The sequence below is a fragment of the Dyadobacter sp. 22481 genome (assembly GCF_052044875.1).
Classification (GTDB): domain Bacteria; phylum Bacteroidota; class Bacteroidia; order Cytophagales; family Spirosomataceae; genus Dyadobacter; species Dyadobacter endophyticus.
This window is the reverse complement of sequence record NZ_JBQENV010000001.1, coordinates 1,984,371-1,998,956: the sequence shown is the minus strand read 5'-3', so window position 1 is coordinate 1,998,956 and position 14,586 is coordinate 1,984,371. Positions and strand designations below refer to the sequence as shown.

The 14,586-nt window shown below is 50.5% G+C and carries 14 protein-coding genes and 1 tRNA gene; 6 read left to right on the top strand and 9 right to left on the bottom strand.

Going from position 1 to position 14,586, the window contains the following annotated elements; genetic code table 11:
- Window positions 1-19: 19 nt before the first annotated feature.
- The 4 genes from ACTJJJ_RS07750 (at window position 20) to ACTJJJ_RS07735 (ending at window position 4,158) form a co-directional block, all read left to right on the top strand.
- On the top strand, window positions 20-1,732 hold the full coding sequence (locus tag ACTJJJ_RS07750) for a hypothetical protein (RefSeq protein WP_426294205.1): 1,713 nt from the start codon (window positions 20-22) through the stop codon (window positions 1,730-1,732).
- Window positions 1,713-2,315: a c-type cytochrome gene (locus ACTJJJ_RS07745; protein WP_426294206.1), complete on the top strand. Its 603-nt coding sequence runs from the start codon at window positions 1,713-1,715 to the stop codon at window positions 2,313-2,315. Before ACTJJJ_RS07750 ends, ACTJJJ_RS07745 begins: the two co-directional genes overlap by 20 nt.
- Before the next feature lies 1 nt (window position 2,316).
- The gene (gene soxC / locus ACTJJJ_RS07740; RefSeq protein ID WP_426295915.1) at window positions 2,317-3,564 is read left to right on the top strand and encodes a sulfite dehydrogenase; all 1,248 of its coding nucleotides are present in this window, start codon (window positions 2,317-2,319) and stop codon (window positions 3,562-3,564) included.
- Between the two features lie 66 nt (window positions 3,565-3,630).
- Window positions 3,631-4,158 (top strand): shikimate kinase, encoded by a 528-nt coding sequence (locus tag ACTJJJ_RS07735; RefSeq protein WP_440701694.1) that lies wholly within the window; start codon window positions 3,631-3,633, stop codon window positions 4,156-4,158.
- Window positions 4,159-4,204: 46 nt separating this feature from the next.
- Here the strand turns inward: ACTJJJ_RS07735 and ACTJJJ_RS07730 are convergent.
- Together ACTJJJ_RS07730 and ACTJJJ_RS07725 are read right to left on the bottom strand one after the other, a co-directional pair.
- Window positions 4,205-4,277 (bottom strand) — tRNA-Thr (locus ACTJJJ_RS07730).
- 112 nt (window positions 4,278-4,389) lie between these two features.
- Window positions 4,390-6,294, bottom strand: a complete 1,905-nt coding sequence (locus tag ACTJJJ_RS07725) for a DUF349 domain-containing protein (RefSeq protein WP_426294208.1) — start codon at window positions 6,292-6,294, stop codon at window positions 4,390-4,392.
- Window positions 6,295-6,401: 107 nt separating this feature from the next.
- On the opposite strand from ACTJJJ_RS07725, the gene pdxH reads away from it, so the two are divergent.
- On the top strand, window positions 6,402-7,040 hold the full coding sequence (gene pdxH, locus ACTJJJ_RS07720; protein ID WP_426294209.1) for a pyridoxamine 5'-phosphate oxidase: 639 nt from the start codon (window positions 6,402-6,404) through the stop codon (window positions 7,038-7,040).
- A gap of 117 nt (window positions 7,041-7,157) precedes the next feature.
- Here the strand turns inward: pdxH and ACTJJJ_RS07715 are convergent, their stop codons facing one another.
- From ACTJJJ_RS07715 to ACTJJJ_RS07690, 6 genes are all read right to left on the bottom strand, one after another.
- Window positions 7,158-8,444 (bottom strand): citrate synthase, encoded by a 1,287-nt coding sequence (locus ACTJJJ_RS07715; RefSeq protein ID WP_188928909.1) that lies wholly within the window; start codon window positions 8,442-8,444, stop codon window positions 7,158-7,160.
- 292 nt (window positions 8,445-8,736) lie between these two features.
- On the bottom strand, window positions 8,737-9,210 hold the full coding sequence (locus ACTJJJ_RS07710; RefSeq protein ID WP_426294210.1) for a hypothetical protein: 474 nt from the start codon (window positions 9,208-9,210) through the stop codon (window positions 8,737-8,739).
- 34 nt (window positions 9,211-9,244) lie between these two features.
- Window positions 9,245-10,207: a tRNA (adenosine(37)-N6)-dimethylallyltransferase MiaA gene (miaA, locus tag ACTJJJ_RS07705; protein WP_426294211.1), complete on the bottom strand. Its 963-nt coding sequence runs from the start codon at window positions 10,205-10,207 to the stop codon at window positions 9,245-9,247.
- The gene (locus ACTJJJ_RS07700) at window positions 10,197-11,102 is read right to left on the bottom strand and encodes a hypothetical protein (RefSeq protein WP_426294212.1); all 906 of its coding nucleotides are present in this window, start codon (window positions 11,100-11,102) and stop codon (window positions 10,197-10,199) included. The genes miaA and ACTJJJ_RS07700 overlap by 11 nt, the downstream gene beginning before the upstream one ends.
- Window positions 11,103-11,202: 100 nt before the next feature.
- Complete coding sequence (locus ACTJJJ_RS07695) at window positions 11,203-11,808, bottom strand: hypothetical protein (protein ID WP_426294213.1); 606 nt, start codon at window positions 11,806-11,808, stop codon at window positions 11,203-11,205.
- Window positions 11,809-11,946: 138 nt separating this feature from the next.
- Window positions 11,947-12,816, bottom strand: coding sequence for a methylated-DNA--[protein]-cysteine S-methyltransferase (locus tag ACTJJJ_RS07690; RefSeq protein ID WP_188928918.1), 870 nt, complete (start codon window positions 12,814-12,816; stop codon window positions 11,947-11,949).
- A gap of 168 nt (window positions 12,817-12,984) precedes the next feature.
- Between ACTJJJ_RS07690 and ACTJJJ_RS07685 the strand changes: the two genes are divergently transcribed.
- On the top strand, window positions 12,985-13,284 hold the full coding sequence (locus ACTJJJ_RS07685; RefSeq protein ID WP_426294214.1) for a hypothetical protein: 300 nt from the start codon (window positions 12,985-12,987) through the stop codon (window positions 13,282-13,284).
- A 249-nt stretch (window positions 13,285-13,533) separates the two neighbouring features.
- Here ACTJJJ_RS07685 and ACTJJJ_RS07680 read toward each other — a convergent pair whose 3' ends face one another.
- Complete coding sequence (locus ACTJJJ_RS07680; protein ID WP_426294215.1) at window positions 13,534-14,517, bottom strand: Gfo/Idh/MocA family protein; 984 nt, start codon at window positions 14,515-14,517, stop codon at window positions 13,534-13,536.
- Window positions 14,518-14,586 lie beyond the last annotated feature (69 nt).

Below are 14,586 nucleotides of genomic sequence, written 5' to 3'. Positions count from 1 at the left end.
AAATCAAAACATTAGAAATATGTCAACGATCAGAACAAGCGCAGACGACGATGTGACGCTGGCCGACGAGGCAACTGGCCAGGACACCGGACGTGCGATCAGCCAAAGCTGGCCCGAATGGCAGAAAGTCCTTTTCCGCATTGCCTTCGTGTTTTTCCTGGCGATGTCCATTCCCAATAGCCCCGGCTGGTACACCGACCTCGTCACTTTCGACTGGACGCGCCTGCATTACCGCGATGTATACGACATTGCCCGCTTCGGTTCGGGGCTCGATTTGTTTGGCCGCACCCTGTTCGGCAGCTCGCTGGAAGGCTATGCTACCTGGATCATTACCGCGCTCGCGTCCATCGTGGCAGGCCTCATCTGGACTGTGATCGTGAAGGTGATCAAACGGGAGCCGAAGGAATATAACCTGCTGTATTACTGGATCCGCGTGGTGGTACGGTACCGGGCGGGAATCGGTATCATCGGTTTTGGTTACACCAAACTGATGCCTACCCAAATGCCATATCCCTCATATGGTCTGCTGAATACCAACTTCGGCGATTTTACATTGCAGAAAATCTACTGGCTTTCCGTAGGTATTGTGCCCTGGTACCAGGTATTTGCGGGCGTCGTCGAGCTTACAGCCGGGATCTTGCTCTTTTTCAGGGGTACTACCACACTGGGCGCGATCCTGTTGCTGGGGGCATTGGGGGATATTGTATATGTAAACTTCGCCTACGACGGTGGCGTGCACGTGTACAGCTCTTATTTCGTGCTGCTGGCCGCGTTTTTGCTGATCAAGGATATTCCAAAACTCTGGAACCTGCTCATTCTCGAACGGTTCACCGTTCCTAACAGCTTTTACCCGGTATTTTCTAAAAAGTGGCAGCAATATGTTCGCTATGGCTTGAAAGCAGGCGTTTTCGGATTGTTCGTGTTCTATTTGTTTTATCTCCAATATGTGAATTTCAAATACGATCCTTACAAACAGCCGTCAACGGCAGGGGTGAAGGCGCTGCGGGGCAACTATAACGTGACCGAGTTTAAAATCAACAATCAGGAAATTGCCTATTCGCCGACAGATACTGTCAGATGGCAATGGGCGACGTTCGAAAACTGGACGACATTGACTTTTAAAGTAAACAAACCCACACCACTGGACCTGTCCAATGGCGGCGGCGCTCCCATGCGCGATCTGGGCCGCACTTTCGAGCTGACAGGCACCGGGGGCGGCCAGCGGGTATTTCATTACCTGGCCGATACCCTCGAACACACGTTGTATTTGCAGGATAAATATGCCCGCGGCGGCCCGCGCGACGGGGTAGGCCAGCTGCAACAGCGTGAAGCCCGACAGGGACAAGGTGGTGTAGGCGGCGGTACGCGGGGCGCGAGAAGCCGCGGCGAGGGTGAACAAGCCCGTGAAGGTACCGAAAGTGGTAATGGCAGGGGCAAAAAGAAAGAGGAAGGCCGGGACTGGATCAGCAAGGCTGGCTGGGCAAGAATAGGGGACGAGAACAAGATGATCGACCCGTTGGGACAATCGGCCCGCCGCGACCGCGAGTTTGCCGCCAAGCCCCGCCGCGACAAGCGCAACCGGATGGTGCTTTCCTACTCGACCACCGACGGTTCTCGCGTGATCCTGAAAGGTATCAATGAGAAAAAAGATTCTATTTACGTAGTTCTGGATAGGGTGGAAAGACCTTATGTCCTGGCTAAAAGCACGCTCAATGCAGGAAAGTACGATTAAATTCATCAGCAGCGCGTTGGTGGTCGTGGCGGTATCGCTCACGGCCACCGGCCTGAAAATCAGCCGGCAGCATCCCCGTATGTTGTCGGCTGATACCCTTTCACAGCCAGCCCATTTCGGATTCGGGCGACCGGCAACGGCGGCGGAAATAGCCATCCTGGATATCGATGTCCGTCCCGATGGCAAAGGTTTGCCCGGAGGGGAAGGTAATGTAGCGGATGGTAAAGCCATTTTTCAGCAAAAATGTGCGTCCTGCCATGGTATTACCGGTACAGAAGGCCCTAACGACCGGCTTGTAGTAGGCGATACGACCAAAGGTGGCGCCCGGAGGATTAAGGCTATCGGCAACTACTGGCCCTATGCAACTACCGTTTTCGACTATATCCGGCGGGCAATGCCTTTCAACCAGCCGGGTTCACTTACCGATGAGGAAGTGTACAGCCTCACCGCCTACCTTTTGAATGCCAATGGTCTGCTAGCAGAAAATGCCAGACTGAATGCAAAGACCCTTCCCCAAATCAAAATGCCTGCCCGCGACCGCTTCGTACCCGACGACCGGAAAGACGGCCCTGAAATACGATAATATGCAACAATCCAACGATAGAAAACCAGTTGTAAGCTCCGCCAAGATCAGCCGGCGAAATTTGCTGGCCGGTGCGGCCGCGGCCTCCATTGTGTTGGTACAAACCGCCAGTGGCAAAGCATTCCAGGCCGCATTGACGGCCTCCGAGCTGGGCTCGGAAGACCCCACCAAAGTCCCCGGCGTGCCGCCCGGAACCCTCGGCACGCGCTCGCCGTTTGAAAAACCCACGAAAACCCCATCCGACACGTCCTCGCGAACGCCGTTGCAGGACCTGCATGGGATGATCACGCCCTCGGACCTGCATTACGAGCGTCACCACGGAGGCGTGCCGGCCATCGACCCCGCCAAATACGAACTGGTGATCCACGGGATGGTCGAAAAGCCCATGGTTTTCACGCTCGCCGACCTCAAACGTTTTCCCTCCGTGTCGCGTATCGCGTTTCTGGAATGCTCGGGCAATTACCGGGGCAGCAGCGACGGCAAGATCCGTCCGCAGGAAATATGCGGCCTTACCAGTCAGAGCGAATGGACGGGCGTCGCACTGTCGACACTCTTCCGAGAAGTAGGCGTAAGCCCGAAAGCGACCTGGTTCCTGGCAGAAGGTGGCGACGCCGCCGTAATGACGCGCAGTGTGCCGGTACACAAGGGCTGGGACGACGCAATCATCGCCTACGCCCAAAACGGGGAAGCCATACGCCCGGAGCAAGGCTATCCCGCTCGGCTTTTTCTGCCCGGTTGGGAGGGGAATGCCAATGTAAAATGGCTTCGCCGCATCGAACTGGCCGACGCGCCGTTCATGACACGCGAGGAAACTTCCAAATACACCGAGGCGGTAGGCGGCGGCAAGATCCGTCAGTTCAGCTTCACCATGGATGCCCGCTCGATCATCACCTATCCAGCGTATCCCGCCAAAGTCGAAAAAGGCTGGATCGAAATTCGCGGTATTGCATGGAGCGGCCGGGGCAAAGTAACCCGTGTGGAGGTAAGCACCGACGCCGGCAAAACCTGGCAACACGCCGCATTACAGCAGCCGGTACTGGACAAAGCCATTACCACATTCCGCTACCTCTGGAACTGGGACGGCACCCCCACCGAAATTATGAGCCGCACTGTGGACGAAACCGGCTACGTGCAACCTTTCCTGAAACAATTGCTCGCCGCGCGGGGTGGGAATATGGGGTATCATTTCAACCCGGTGACCGCCTGGCACCTGCAAAGGGATGGGCAGGTGCTGTTTAGGGGAACTTGATGGTCTGCGCGTTTTACATTCGACAAGACTTTTTAATATCTTGTGTCCGGGTGTATATCATGTATTATGAAAATCCACATTATGGGCGCCTCTTGTGCGGGGTCGACTACTTTGGGGAATGCATTGTCGGAAAAACTGGGAATACCGTATTTCGATACCGATGATTTCTTCTGGGAGCGATCGGAAGTGCCTTACACCGTGCGCAGAGACGCGCTTACTCGTAGCAGAATGCTCCGAGAGGCTATTTCACGGGTCGACAGCTACATTGTCGGCGGGTCGTTGATCAGTTGGGGAGAGCAGTGGCTGCCGACGTTCGATCTGGTGGTCTTCCTGCACGTTCCGAAGGAAATCAGAATGCAGCGCCTTGTAAACCGCGAACTCGAACGGTATGGCGATATTATTTACAAAGATCCTGAGCGCAGCCGCCTTTTCAAGGAATTTTACGATTGGGCGTCGAGATACGATGACCGGGACTTCACCGGTCGGAATATCGGGGTTCATGAAGAATGGCTGAGTAAGGTTTCTTGTCAGGTTGTTGCCATTCGCGGCGATACGACCGTGGAGGAGCGGCTGGGAGTGATAATAAATCATTAAAAGAAAAAAGCACTTAACCTTGTGAGTTAAGTGCTTTACTTTTAAGAGCCCCCAGTCGGGATCGAACCAACGACCTACTGATTACAAGTCAGTTGCTCTACCAGCTGAGCTATGGAGGCCTCTTTTCTTTGTGATACCGTTTGTTATTCCGTTATCATGGTGCAAAAGTAGTAGAGCGGGATATACGATGCAACCTTTTCAAAGTAAATTTTTTAAACTTTTTTTCAGGTTTTAGATAGCCTCCTGAATAATAGTAAGTTGGTGTTTCAGCTCGTTCAGCTGACTTACCGCATTATTGATCTTTCTTTCGAATTCCGCCTTCAAACGATCCGATGTTTTCGATTTCGCGAAGAATTCGATGTTATTCTGCCAAAGTGAAATATCGTTTTCAAGCTGCGTTATCTTGCGGCGGATGTCGTTTTCCTTCCGGTAGAGGTTCCGGCCGCCTTCACCGTCGCGAACGAGTTCTACTTCGCTTTCAAGCACAGCCTGCTCTTTCTCCTTGGTGGAAAGCTGGCCGATAGCGCTTACATAGGTGTTAATCGCCGCGATATAACGCTTCTGAACGGCTTGCATGTCCTTTTTGGGTACAAACCCTATGGATGACCATTCCGTCTTGAATGCGCTGAGCAAATTGAGCGACGATTCGTCCTTATCCTTCGCTGCGGCTTCAATCCTTTCGATCAAGTCGGTTTTCAGTTTCAGGTTTTGTTCGAATTCTTCCTCCACTTCACGGTTCTTGGCGCGTTTCTGGTCGAAATAAGAATCGCATGCTTTTTTGAAGCGGTCGTAGATCGTGTCTTTGAATTTTTCTGGAACCTGACCGATGCCTTTCCATTTCTTTTGCAGTTCAATCACCTTCTGTGTGGTAGACGGGGTATCTTCGCCTGTTGACAGAACGGCTTCCGCTTCTTCGCAAAGCTGATTTTTTAGTTCAAGATTCTGTTCCCGTTTCGATTCCAGCTGGCGGAAAAATTCGCCTTTGTTGTTGAAGAACGTTTTCAGCGCAGCCCAGAATTTCTTACTAAGCTCTTTGCCTTCCTCACGCGGCATAATGCCTTTCAAAGCCACCCATTGGTCCTGGAAGGCCATAATGTCTTTGGTTTTGGCATTCCACTCCTTAATGCTTCCTGAGTTGTAGCTGGTGAACGGAACGATCGCTTCGTAGATTTTCAGCTTCTGCTCATAGTTCTCCTGCATCGATTTCTTCTGCTCGGCAAACTGGCCCCGTTGCGCATCGTAGAGTACGTCGAGCGCCTCTTTGAAGCGTTGCCACAGCTTTTCCTGGTCTTCTTTCGGCGCGGGACCAAGGTGTTTGTATTCCTCAAAAATATGATTCGCTTCGTTCAGGATCTCCCGTGTCATCGGTCTGCCTTCCAGCGATTTACCCAGTTCTTCGACTTTCTCGCACAATTCGGCTTTTAATTCAGCGTTGCGTCGGCGGTCGAGTTCTTTGAGTTCAAAATAGATATTACGGTTGCTAAAATAGCGATCGATCAATGCATTATACGTCGCCCAAAGGGTGCCGTTGTGCGGCGATGCAACGTTGCCCGCGGCCTTCCATTCTTCCTGGATCTTCTTGAATTCCTCCCAGCTTGATTTCAGCCCACTCGCATCCGTTTCACGCGTACCTTCCTCGTCTACGAGTGCGCGCAAACGACCGAGCAGCGCCGTTTTTACATTGAAATTCTTCTCTTTTTCCTTTTCCTGACCTTGATAGAAGGCATTTTTGAGGCCGCGGATCTCCCGGCTCAGGGCGTCGATCTTCTGTGTATCCGCGTCGTATTTGTATTCGAATCCGTCTTCGCCGCCTGTTTCTTCGACAAACGTTTTCAGCGCGGTTTCACGGTCTTTTTGTTTGAAGTGATCCACTACCGCACGAACTCCCTTGGCAACAGCTTCCGCTTTCTTCAACTGAGCGGCAGTTGCAGCTTCGCCACGAATGGCTGCAAGTTCATTTTCTAACAAGTTAACCAGTTGTTCCTTAGATAATTGGCTGTAATCTACATCAGGCGTTTCCTCCTCGTGCTCCTCCGTCAACTCATTGTTAAGATCAATTTCAAGGGTATCAATCGTTTTTGGTGCCAGGTCGTCCTGCTCTTCGCTCTTGACCCCTTCTTGTTGTTCTTGTGCCATCGTGATGCTTGTTTCGTACGTACGGTCTCTTATAGATTACAAATCTAATAATCTTTCCTCTGAAATGGCTACTTTTGGCATCGTAACATTGAACATATTAGTATCCAATGGATCATAACATTGCAAATATCCGTTACGACTACCAACTCAGGGGCCTGCTGGAAACCGATCTGGACCCTGACCCGCTGACACAGTTTAGGTTATGGTTTGAAGAAGTGCGTGAAGCGGGCATTACGGAAGCGAATGCGATGCTGCTCAGTACCGTGTTCGAAGGCCGCCCGACGGGCCGTATCGTGCTGCTGAAAGACCTCGATGAGAGGGGCTTTTCCTTCTTCACCAATTATGACAGCAAAAAGGGACATGAGATCGAAGCTAATCCACATGTAGCGCTCACTTTCTTTTGGAAAGAGCTTGAAAGGCAGGTGCGTATCGAAGGGAAAATCGAAAAAACTTCCGACGCGGAATCCAGCGAATACTTCGGGGTGCGGCCCCGGGGAAGCCAGATCGGCGCCTGGGCATCGGCGCAGAGCGAAGTAATTCCAAACCGGGAGTTTCTGGAAGAAAAAACAGAGGAGCTGCAAGCCCGTTTCGAAGGCCAGCCTGTGCCCCGTCCGCCGCATTGGGGCGGCTACCGTGTAATTCCCGATTATGTAGAATTCTGGCAGGGAAGACCAAGCCGTTTGCACGACCGGTTAGCGTATACGAAGACGCCGGATGGGTGGAAGATTGAGCGGCTTTCGCCGTGATCAATTTTGAATGATTGAATGGATTATGTAAAATGCAAAAGGCCCATCGAGAAATCCCGAAGGGCCTTTTTTGAATGATCGAAAGATATATTCGGTCATTCAATCATTCAATCGTTACTATTTCCTCTCGCTAATCGAAACGAACTCGCGCTTAGGTGCTCCGGTATAGATCTGACGCGGGCGACCGATCGGCTCCTTGTTCACGCGCATTTCTTTCCATTGCGCGATCCATCCCGGCAGACGGCCGATCGCGAACATCACCGTAAACATATTGGTTGGGATTCCCAATGCGCGGTAAATGATACCTGAATAGAAATCTACGTTCGGATAGAGCTTGCGTTGTACGAAATATTCGTCTTCCAAAGCTGCTTTTTCGAGTTTTTGGGCAATTTCAAGAACCGGATCGTTGATCCCAAGCTTGTTCAGAACATCGTCCGCCGCTTTTTTGATAATGCGGGCACGAGGGTCAAAGTTTTTATAAACACGGTGGCCGAAACCAAACAGGCGGAAGCCGCTGCTCTTGTCTTTGGCCATGTTGATGTATTTCTGCGTATCGCCGCCGTCAGCTTTGATCGCTTCGAGCATTTCAATTACTTCCTGGTTGGCACCACCATGGAGCGGGCCCCATAATGCGCTGATACCTGAGGAAATGGAAGAGAAAATGTTGGCGTGCGAAGATCCTACCAGTCTTACCGTCGACGTAGAGCAGTTTTGCTCGTGGTCGGCATGGAGGATGAGCAATTTATTCAATGCTGCTGATACAACCGGATCTACATTATATTTCGCTACGGGTAGCGAGAACATCATATTCAGGAAGTTGGAGCAATAGTCGAGGTCGTTTTGCGGGTAATTCACCGGATGGCCTTGTGATTTCTTATAAGACCAGGTGGCGATTGTCGGCAGTTTCGCCAGCAGGCGGATAATGTGCAATTGCGTCTCCGCTTCCGAATTCTGAGCGTTGGCGTCCGGGTAAAAGGCGCTCATGGCACTCACCAACGACGACAGCACGCCCATGGGGTGCGCATTCACGGGGAAGCCTTCGAAAATCTTGCGCATGTCCTCGTTTACGAGCGTATGCGTACGGATTTCATGTTCAAATTCAGCGAATTGTTTTTCAGTAGGAAGCTCTCCGTAAATAAGCAGGTATGCTACTTCAAGGAACGAAGATTTTTCAGCCAGGTCCTCGATCGAGTAACCTCTGTAATTCAGAATGCCTTCTTCTCCATCCAGAAATGTAATAGCGCTTTTGGTCGCGCCGGTATTCTTGTAACCTGGATCAATCGTAATATACCCTGTCTGGTCACGTAATTTGGAAATATCTATCGCCTTTTCCTGCTCACTTCCTTCAATTATCGGGAACTCGTACTTTTTACCTTCAAGGGTCAATTCAGCTATTTGGGACATAGAAATAAGAATAAAATTAAAAGGGTTAATGACAAGGCAGGCCAATCGGTCAATTCAAGCCAAAGTTTTTCGTTAACAGCGATTTACTTGCCCAACAAATTAATTTTGTGTTAAATGGCTTCGGGTTTAACCATTTCCCGGTCCGACACAAGCCGCAATATCCTAAAAAACCACGTACTTTCTATTATTATCCATGGTTTATTTGTGAAAATTCAAGACGGAAACAATAATATTACACAATTTGAAGGATTTATGAGAATATTCTATTGTCTTGTGCGATTTGGACAACTATTCATGCTTTCGGCCCCCCTTTTAATCCTTCAGGGCCCCTTTTTTCGTCTTTTAAGGCATCGTTAACAGGCTCTTTGACGAGTATCCTTTTGATGAGATACCTCAGTGTCAGCCCCGTTAATATTACCGGCAGCAAATGCGCGCCGTAAATGAATGCCTTGCCTGTGATCCGGTAGGAAAATGACGAAAAGGTCACAAATACATACATAAACCAGAATAGCGACACAGCTGTCAAAGTGAGATAGCTGAAAATCGCCGTCTTCTTTTGCGCGAACCTGTAAACCAGCTCACAAATAGCCAGCAGCACACCCACCACGATCGTCACTGTAAGCAACGCCCGTGGAAAATTGCGGATGTAATGATGTTTGTAAATCAATACCCCGATTTTTCCGATCAGATTCGGATGCGCGAGGAGGTATGCATCCGTGACGCTCAATACCAGCAGCAATAACAAGCTGCTCCATTTACGATTCATTTGTTTTGACGACGTTTTTTTGATGGGGTTACACTTACATATTACTTGTATTACCGCTTTTAAATTCCCGGTAATGCGCAATTACGAAACGGATTTTCTCATTCTCCGCCCACTCGTGGGGTATCCAGTTGATTTTCAGGCCGTCCTTTTCCATTTTCCTGAAAAACGTCATTTGCCGCTTGGCAAACCGGTGTATCTCGGTTTCCAGCTTGACGTACATTTCTTCATAGGACAGCCCGCCTGTCAGGTACAAGGTTACATATTTGTATTCCAAGCCGTAGTAGATTAACGATTCATCACTAATGCCTTCATTAAGAAGATTTTGCACCTCTTCTATTAAACCCTGCTTTAACCTGGCCGCGAGTCTTTGGCTAATGCGTTCGCGCCGCGTTTCGACTGGTGGGTTCAGGCCGAATATCATGGCGGGATATGCCTGATCTTTTGTACCAAACCTTATTTCTTGCCCGGGATGCTCGCTCAGGAATGTGGCGATTTCGAGCGCGCGTATGAGGCGCTTGCGTGTGGATGTATCAGCCAGCGAGTGGTAAGGAGAGTTGGATCGATGAAATTGTTCCAGCAGTTGTTCGGTAGTTTGGTTTTCAAGGCTTTCACGCAATGCTTCATTGGCGGGCACGGTGTCGTTGGCATGCCCTTTCAGTAATGCATACATATAGAACCCGGTTCCCCCGCAAACGACAGGAATGTGGTTTGCTGCAAGTATTTCCCGGTAGGAATCCGCAAAATCATGCTGAAAATCATTGACATTGTATTTTTCGCCGGCGTCACGGATGTTGATCAAGCGATAGGGGATGCTGCGCCCATTCACCCGATACTCGTCCAGGTCTTTGCCTGTTCCGATGTCCATTTGCCGGTAAACTTGCCTCGAGTCGGCGCTGATGACTTCGCCGCCGATCTCGTATGCGACGCGTGTGGCCAGGTGCGTCTTCCCCGAGGCCGTCGGCCCGAGTATGACCAGTAACGGTGTTTCAAGGTTCATCAGGTGCTGGCTTAATGGTCTTCACATATTTGGTGCTGCCCAAATTAAACACTGTTAGATAATCAACCGATGAAATTTCGGCCAGTTCTGGTGTTTTGGATACGCGCGCCATATTGCGCAAATCCACGAGGACTTCCCGCGGGGCCATGCTTCCCCTTTCTTCGAAGTTCAGCCGCAGGTAGCTCCGGCCGTCGGACCATTCGTGGTCGGCGTAAGTCATAATATCGTCCGGTGCTTTTTCGCGGATAAATGCATTCAGCAATTTATCCAGCGCTCCAACAACATTGGTTCCCTGCAAGCTCGCAAACCGGATCAGCTCATGCGACCGGAAGGGTTGCGCCCCTTGTTCGAAAATGCGCGCATTGCTGAAAGTCGCGATGGCCACCAGCAGTTCTTCCGGCAGTTGATCAAATGCAAAATTGGAAGGCAAGACCCGGTAATATCGCTTTGGCAGAAAAAGGCCATAGCGAAATTTAGACGTCGTAGGCCCATTCAGATGATTGTCGTCAAGGAATTGCGTTGTGAGGGCGTTATCGATCCGGCGAGCAAGTGTGAGCCGCGCGGGAATCCTCGCGGATCGTCCGAGCATAGACGTCAGCCGGGATTGGACGATGCTTCTTTTAGCCAACCAGTAATCTTCCCAAAGCACAACGCCCAATATGCCCGCATTACGGATGCTTGCCAGTTTGAGGGTAATGTCATGAAGCAGTTTTGTGCCGTCCGACTTCCGCCACGCTTCGAATTCGACCGGAATTATCTTCATCACTACACGATCACCATCGCCGATCAGGGCAACGGGCAATGTAAAATCAGGCTCGCGCACAAGGCTGCACGGGAACGAAATGGATATCAGCCAGTTGCAAAGTTGGTCGGGAAAGGGTAATGTGTCAGCCAATAGAATGCCCTTAATTGAGCCGGCAATTTAATGCGGGAATGTCGGACAACAAAAAAACGCGCCGTCGGGCGCGTTCTCAATTCAAATGCATTGAAGGGATTTATTTGCCTCCCAGTCCGAATATGACACCTACATTCACACCGCCGAACTTAGACGTGGATTCAAAGTCGATATTGTTGGGCGAGCCGGTTTCGGAATCGTGGTTTTTGTTTCCAAATACAAAATGGTAAATACCTTCAACCTGGATACCGACGTTTCCGAACGCGAACACCAGACCGGCACGGGGCGCGGCACCAAAGTTGCTGCGTTTAGACGATTCCAGCACTGTTTCGCCGTTCCATTTCGCCTTGTACTTTGAAAAATAGACCCCGGCGTCGCCACCGATGTAAGGGCGGATCACGCCCTGGGTGAAGAAGTAGTCAAGGGTGCCGGTTACGGGCATAAGCGTTCCGGTACTGCTGAGCGTTTGACCGGCCACGCGGTAGTCACTTCCGTCGGCATAGATTTTACCGGCAACCCCAATGGCAAATTGCGGAGAAGCGAAGACGCGAAGGTTTACACCACCGCCTGCCACTGTCTTGGAATCTTCCACGTTGGATTTGGCGATCCCACCCTGTAATCCCAGCGAGAACTGTGCAAAGCTTGCCGACCTCGCCGTGAGGATAAGAGCGAAAACTGCGAGCGAAAAGATGAGTTTCTTTTTCATGTTGATGTTTTGATTTTGGTTGATAGTTTGGAAACCGGTCATCCATAATCAGTCCAACACGGAAAAATTGCATTGTACAGGCTCTATTAAATTGTCATACAATCCATTATAGTGACAATTTATTTTTATTGTGCTATTTTAAATTGCTTGTTTCTGTGCAAAATATTCCTCATCCTGACGGGCAGCCTCCCAACCAATCAGCGCCTTTTTACGCAAACTGCCCCAACGGTATTCGCCCAGAATGCCTTCTTTTCGGATCACCCGGTGACAGGGGATAATGTATGCGATAGGGTTGTCGCCGACGGCGGAACCCACGGCGCGAACGGCTTTGGGGTGGCCGATCTGTTGGGCAATCTGTTGGTAGGTGGTTACCGCACCTTGTGGGATGCTGAGCAATGCTTCCCATACCTTTAACTGAAAATTGGTCCCTTGCACGAGCAATGGGAGCTTTTCGAGTGATTGTTCCGCGGGGCTGAAAATGCGCCGAACGAAGCCAGCAGTCAACTGCTGATCCGGACGGATGGTGGCGTAGTGCCATTTACGTGCGAGTTCGATCAACTGGAAGTCACGGGTGGCATCGTCCACAAATGCCATGGCGCAAATGCCCCGTTCGGTGGCGGCTATGAAACAATCCCCGAAAGGTGTTTCATGAAACCCATAGCTGATTACCAATCCTTTACCTTCGCTCTTGAACTCTTGTGGCGTAACGCCTTCTATTGAAATGAAATGGTCGTAGACCCGGCTTTGGCTCGACAACCCCGCCGATTCGGCCAGCTCGACGAGGTTGTTCGATTCCCTGATCCGGTCTTTCAGATAGCCCGCAGTAATGTATTGCAGGAACCGCTTCGGGCTCACACCTGCCCATTCCGAAAACATGCGCTGGAAGTGAAACTGACTGATGTTCACCTCGCCGGCGACCTCGGTGAGCGTAGGTTGTTCTTTTGCGTTTGCCACGATGTATTCGATGGCTTTCGCGATTTTGTCGTAGTTATAAGCTTGCTGGTCCATGGGATGTTTTAATTTGTTGATACAAATTTGGCTTGCCCCTCCCGGGAAGCCAACCCGAAACTTGCGCAAGTATCTTGCACCAGTCACTAAGCAGGCCTGGTACTGTTTATGTATGCCGGTTTATATTCGCATCAGTTTAAATACCACAATTGAACGTTCCTTACAGCCATGAAACTACTCTTTGCCAGTCTCTTTGCACTGTTATTAGCCCACAGCGCGCATTCGCAGAATTTCAAAGCCGATCTCCGGAAACTGAACAGGCAGATCGAAACAGCCTACAAGAGCCACAAACTTACCGCTAGCGAATACGCCAAACTGAAACGTGAGCGGGATATGATCCAACTGACGATCGACAAATCGCTGGCCGACGACATCCTGACACCCGACGAGAAAAACAAGATCCATTCGAAAATCGTCCGTTCGCGGAAGCGGCTTTCGAAATACAAGACTAACAGGGAGATTTATTAAAGCAAAATGGCTCCTGCATTGCTTAGCGGGAGCCATTCGGAATGGACGGTCCGGACGGTCAGTATTCTTTCTTACCATCCTTTTTCGCCTTTTTATCGGCTCTTTTTTCTTTCAGGGATTTAGTCGCCTCTTTTTTGTCGCTCCCCTTATCCAGGTTTTTTCCTTTGGCCATGACTATTGAATTTTAAAGTTGTGTAATCTTTCAAATAACAGCAATAACCTGCGCATTTGTATCCATCGCCAGGAAAATTATTGCTTTTGGGTGATCCTGTCCATGATCAGGTTCGCCCGCGCGCCGGTATCGCCACTACTCGGGCACTTGCCCTCGCCGCGGAGCTGCCCCACGATCGATTCGATGAGTGGCTGCTGTACGTGCTGAGGATAAGGGATATGAAAAACCTCGATGCCTTCCGAAGTTTCGACATGTATATCGAACTTCTCGAAAAACGAAAAGGTAATGCGCCCCTTCGAACCGACGATCTGTGCCTGGTCTTCGCGCTGGTCTTTATCTATGGTGTAGCACCAGCTTCCTTTTCCTAATATGCCTGATTCGAATTCGAAATTGGCCACCACAATATCGTCGGCCTCATACAGGCCCGCCTGGTTGCGGGCGATGCCCGATGCGTGGCGAATGGGGCCGAAAATGAATTCGAGCAGGTCGAACTGGTGAGAAGCGAGGTCATGAAAATGCCCGCCGCCGGAAATTTCGGGATTTACCCGCCAGCGCGGCTTCGGATTTGGACCGACTTCCTCTTCGTATGGCTGCCATTGGAGGCAAATATCTACGAATCGGATATCTCCGATTACTTTTTTGTCGATCAGTTCCTTTACTTTCAGGAAGTAATCCAATGCCCGGCGGTAATAGGCTACGAAAACCGGCACGCCGGTGCGCTTGCTTTCGGCATTGATACGGTCGCATTCTGCGGCGGTACGTGCCATGGGCTTCTCGATGTAAACCGGCTTACCCGCCTGCATTGCCTCGATAGCCAGGCTTTCGTGGGCGTCGGGCGGCGTGGCGATGTAAATTGCGTTGATATCGGGGTCGTTGATAAGCGCCTCGGCGTCGTCATACCATTTGGGCACGCCGTGCCTTTCGGCGTAATCTTGCGCCAGTGCTGCGTCCCGTCGCATTACCGCTACCAGGGAAGAATTGGGTACCTTGTTGAATGCAGGGCCGCTTTTGACTTCGGTCACATTGCCGCAGCCGATAATACCCCATTTAATCTGATCCATCGGACAGGTTTTAGATTTTGAACTAATCAACCTGCATAATAATTATTTATAAAGAGAAATCTACTTTAA

Bases quoted from the DNA above. Each gene is read 5' to 3' on its own strand.
- ACTJJJ_RS07750 (WP_426294205.1), top strand. From the start codon at position 20: ATGTCAACGATCAGAACAAGCGCAGACGACGATGTGACGCTGGCCGAC.
- ACTJJJ_RS07745 (WP_426294206.1), top strand. From the start codon at position 1,713: ATGCAGGAAAGTACGATTAAATTCATCAGCAGCGCGTTGGTGGTCGTG.
- soxC (WP_426295915.1), top strand. From the start codon at position 2,317: ATGCAACAATCCAACGATAGAAAACCAGTTGTAAGCTCCGCCAAGATC.
- ACTJJJ_RS07735 (WP_440701694.1), top strand. From the start codon at position 3,631: ATGAAAATCCACATTATGGGCGCCTCTTGTGCGGGGTCGACTACTTTG.
- ACTJJJ_RS07725 (WP_426294208.1), bottom strand. From the start codon at position 6,294: ATGGCACAAGAACAACAAGAAGGGGTCAAGAGCGAAGAGCAGGACGAC.
- pdxH (WP_426294209.1), top strand. From the start codon at position 6,402: ATGGATCATAACATTGCAAATATCCGTTACGACTACCAACTCAGGGGC.
- ACTJJJ_RS07715 (WP_188928909.1), bottom strand. From the start codon at position 8,444: ATGTCCCAAATAGCTGAATTGACCCTTGAAGGTAAAAAGTACGAGTTC.
- ACTJJJ_RS07710 (WP_426294210.1), bottom strand. From the start codon at position 9,210: ATGAATCGTAAATGGAGCAGCTTGTTATTGCTGCTGGTATTGAGCGTC.
- miaA (WP_426294211.1), bottom strand. From the start codon at position 10,207: ATGAACCTTGAAACACCGTTACTGGTCATACTCGGGCCGACGGCCTCG.
- ACTJJJ_RS07695 (WP_426294213.1), bottom strand. From the start codon at position 11,808: ATGAAAAAGAAACTCATCTTTTCGCTCGCAGTTTTCGCTCTTATCCTC.
- ACTJJJ_RS07690 (WP_188928918.1), bottom strand. From the start codon at position 12,816: ATGGACCAGCAAGCTTATAACTACGACAAAATCGCGAAAGCCATCGAA.
- ACTJJJ_RS07685 (WP_426294214.1), top strand. From the start codon at position 12,985: ATGAAACTACTCTTTGCCAGTCTCTTTGCACTGTTATTAGCCCACAGC.
- ACTJJJ_RS07680 (WP_426294215.1), bottom strand. From the start codon at position 14,517: ATGGATCAGATTAAATGGGGTATTATCGGCTGCGGCAATGTGACCGAA.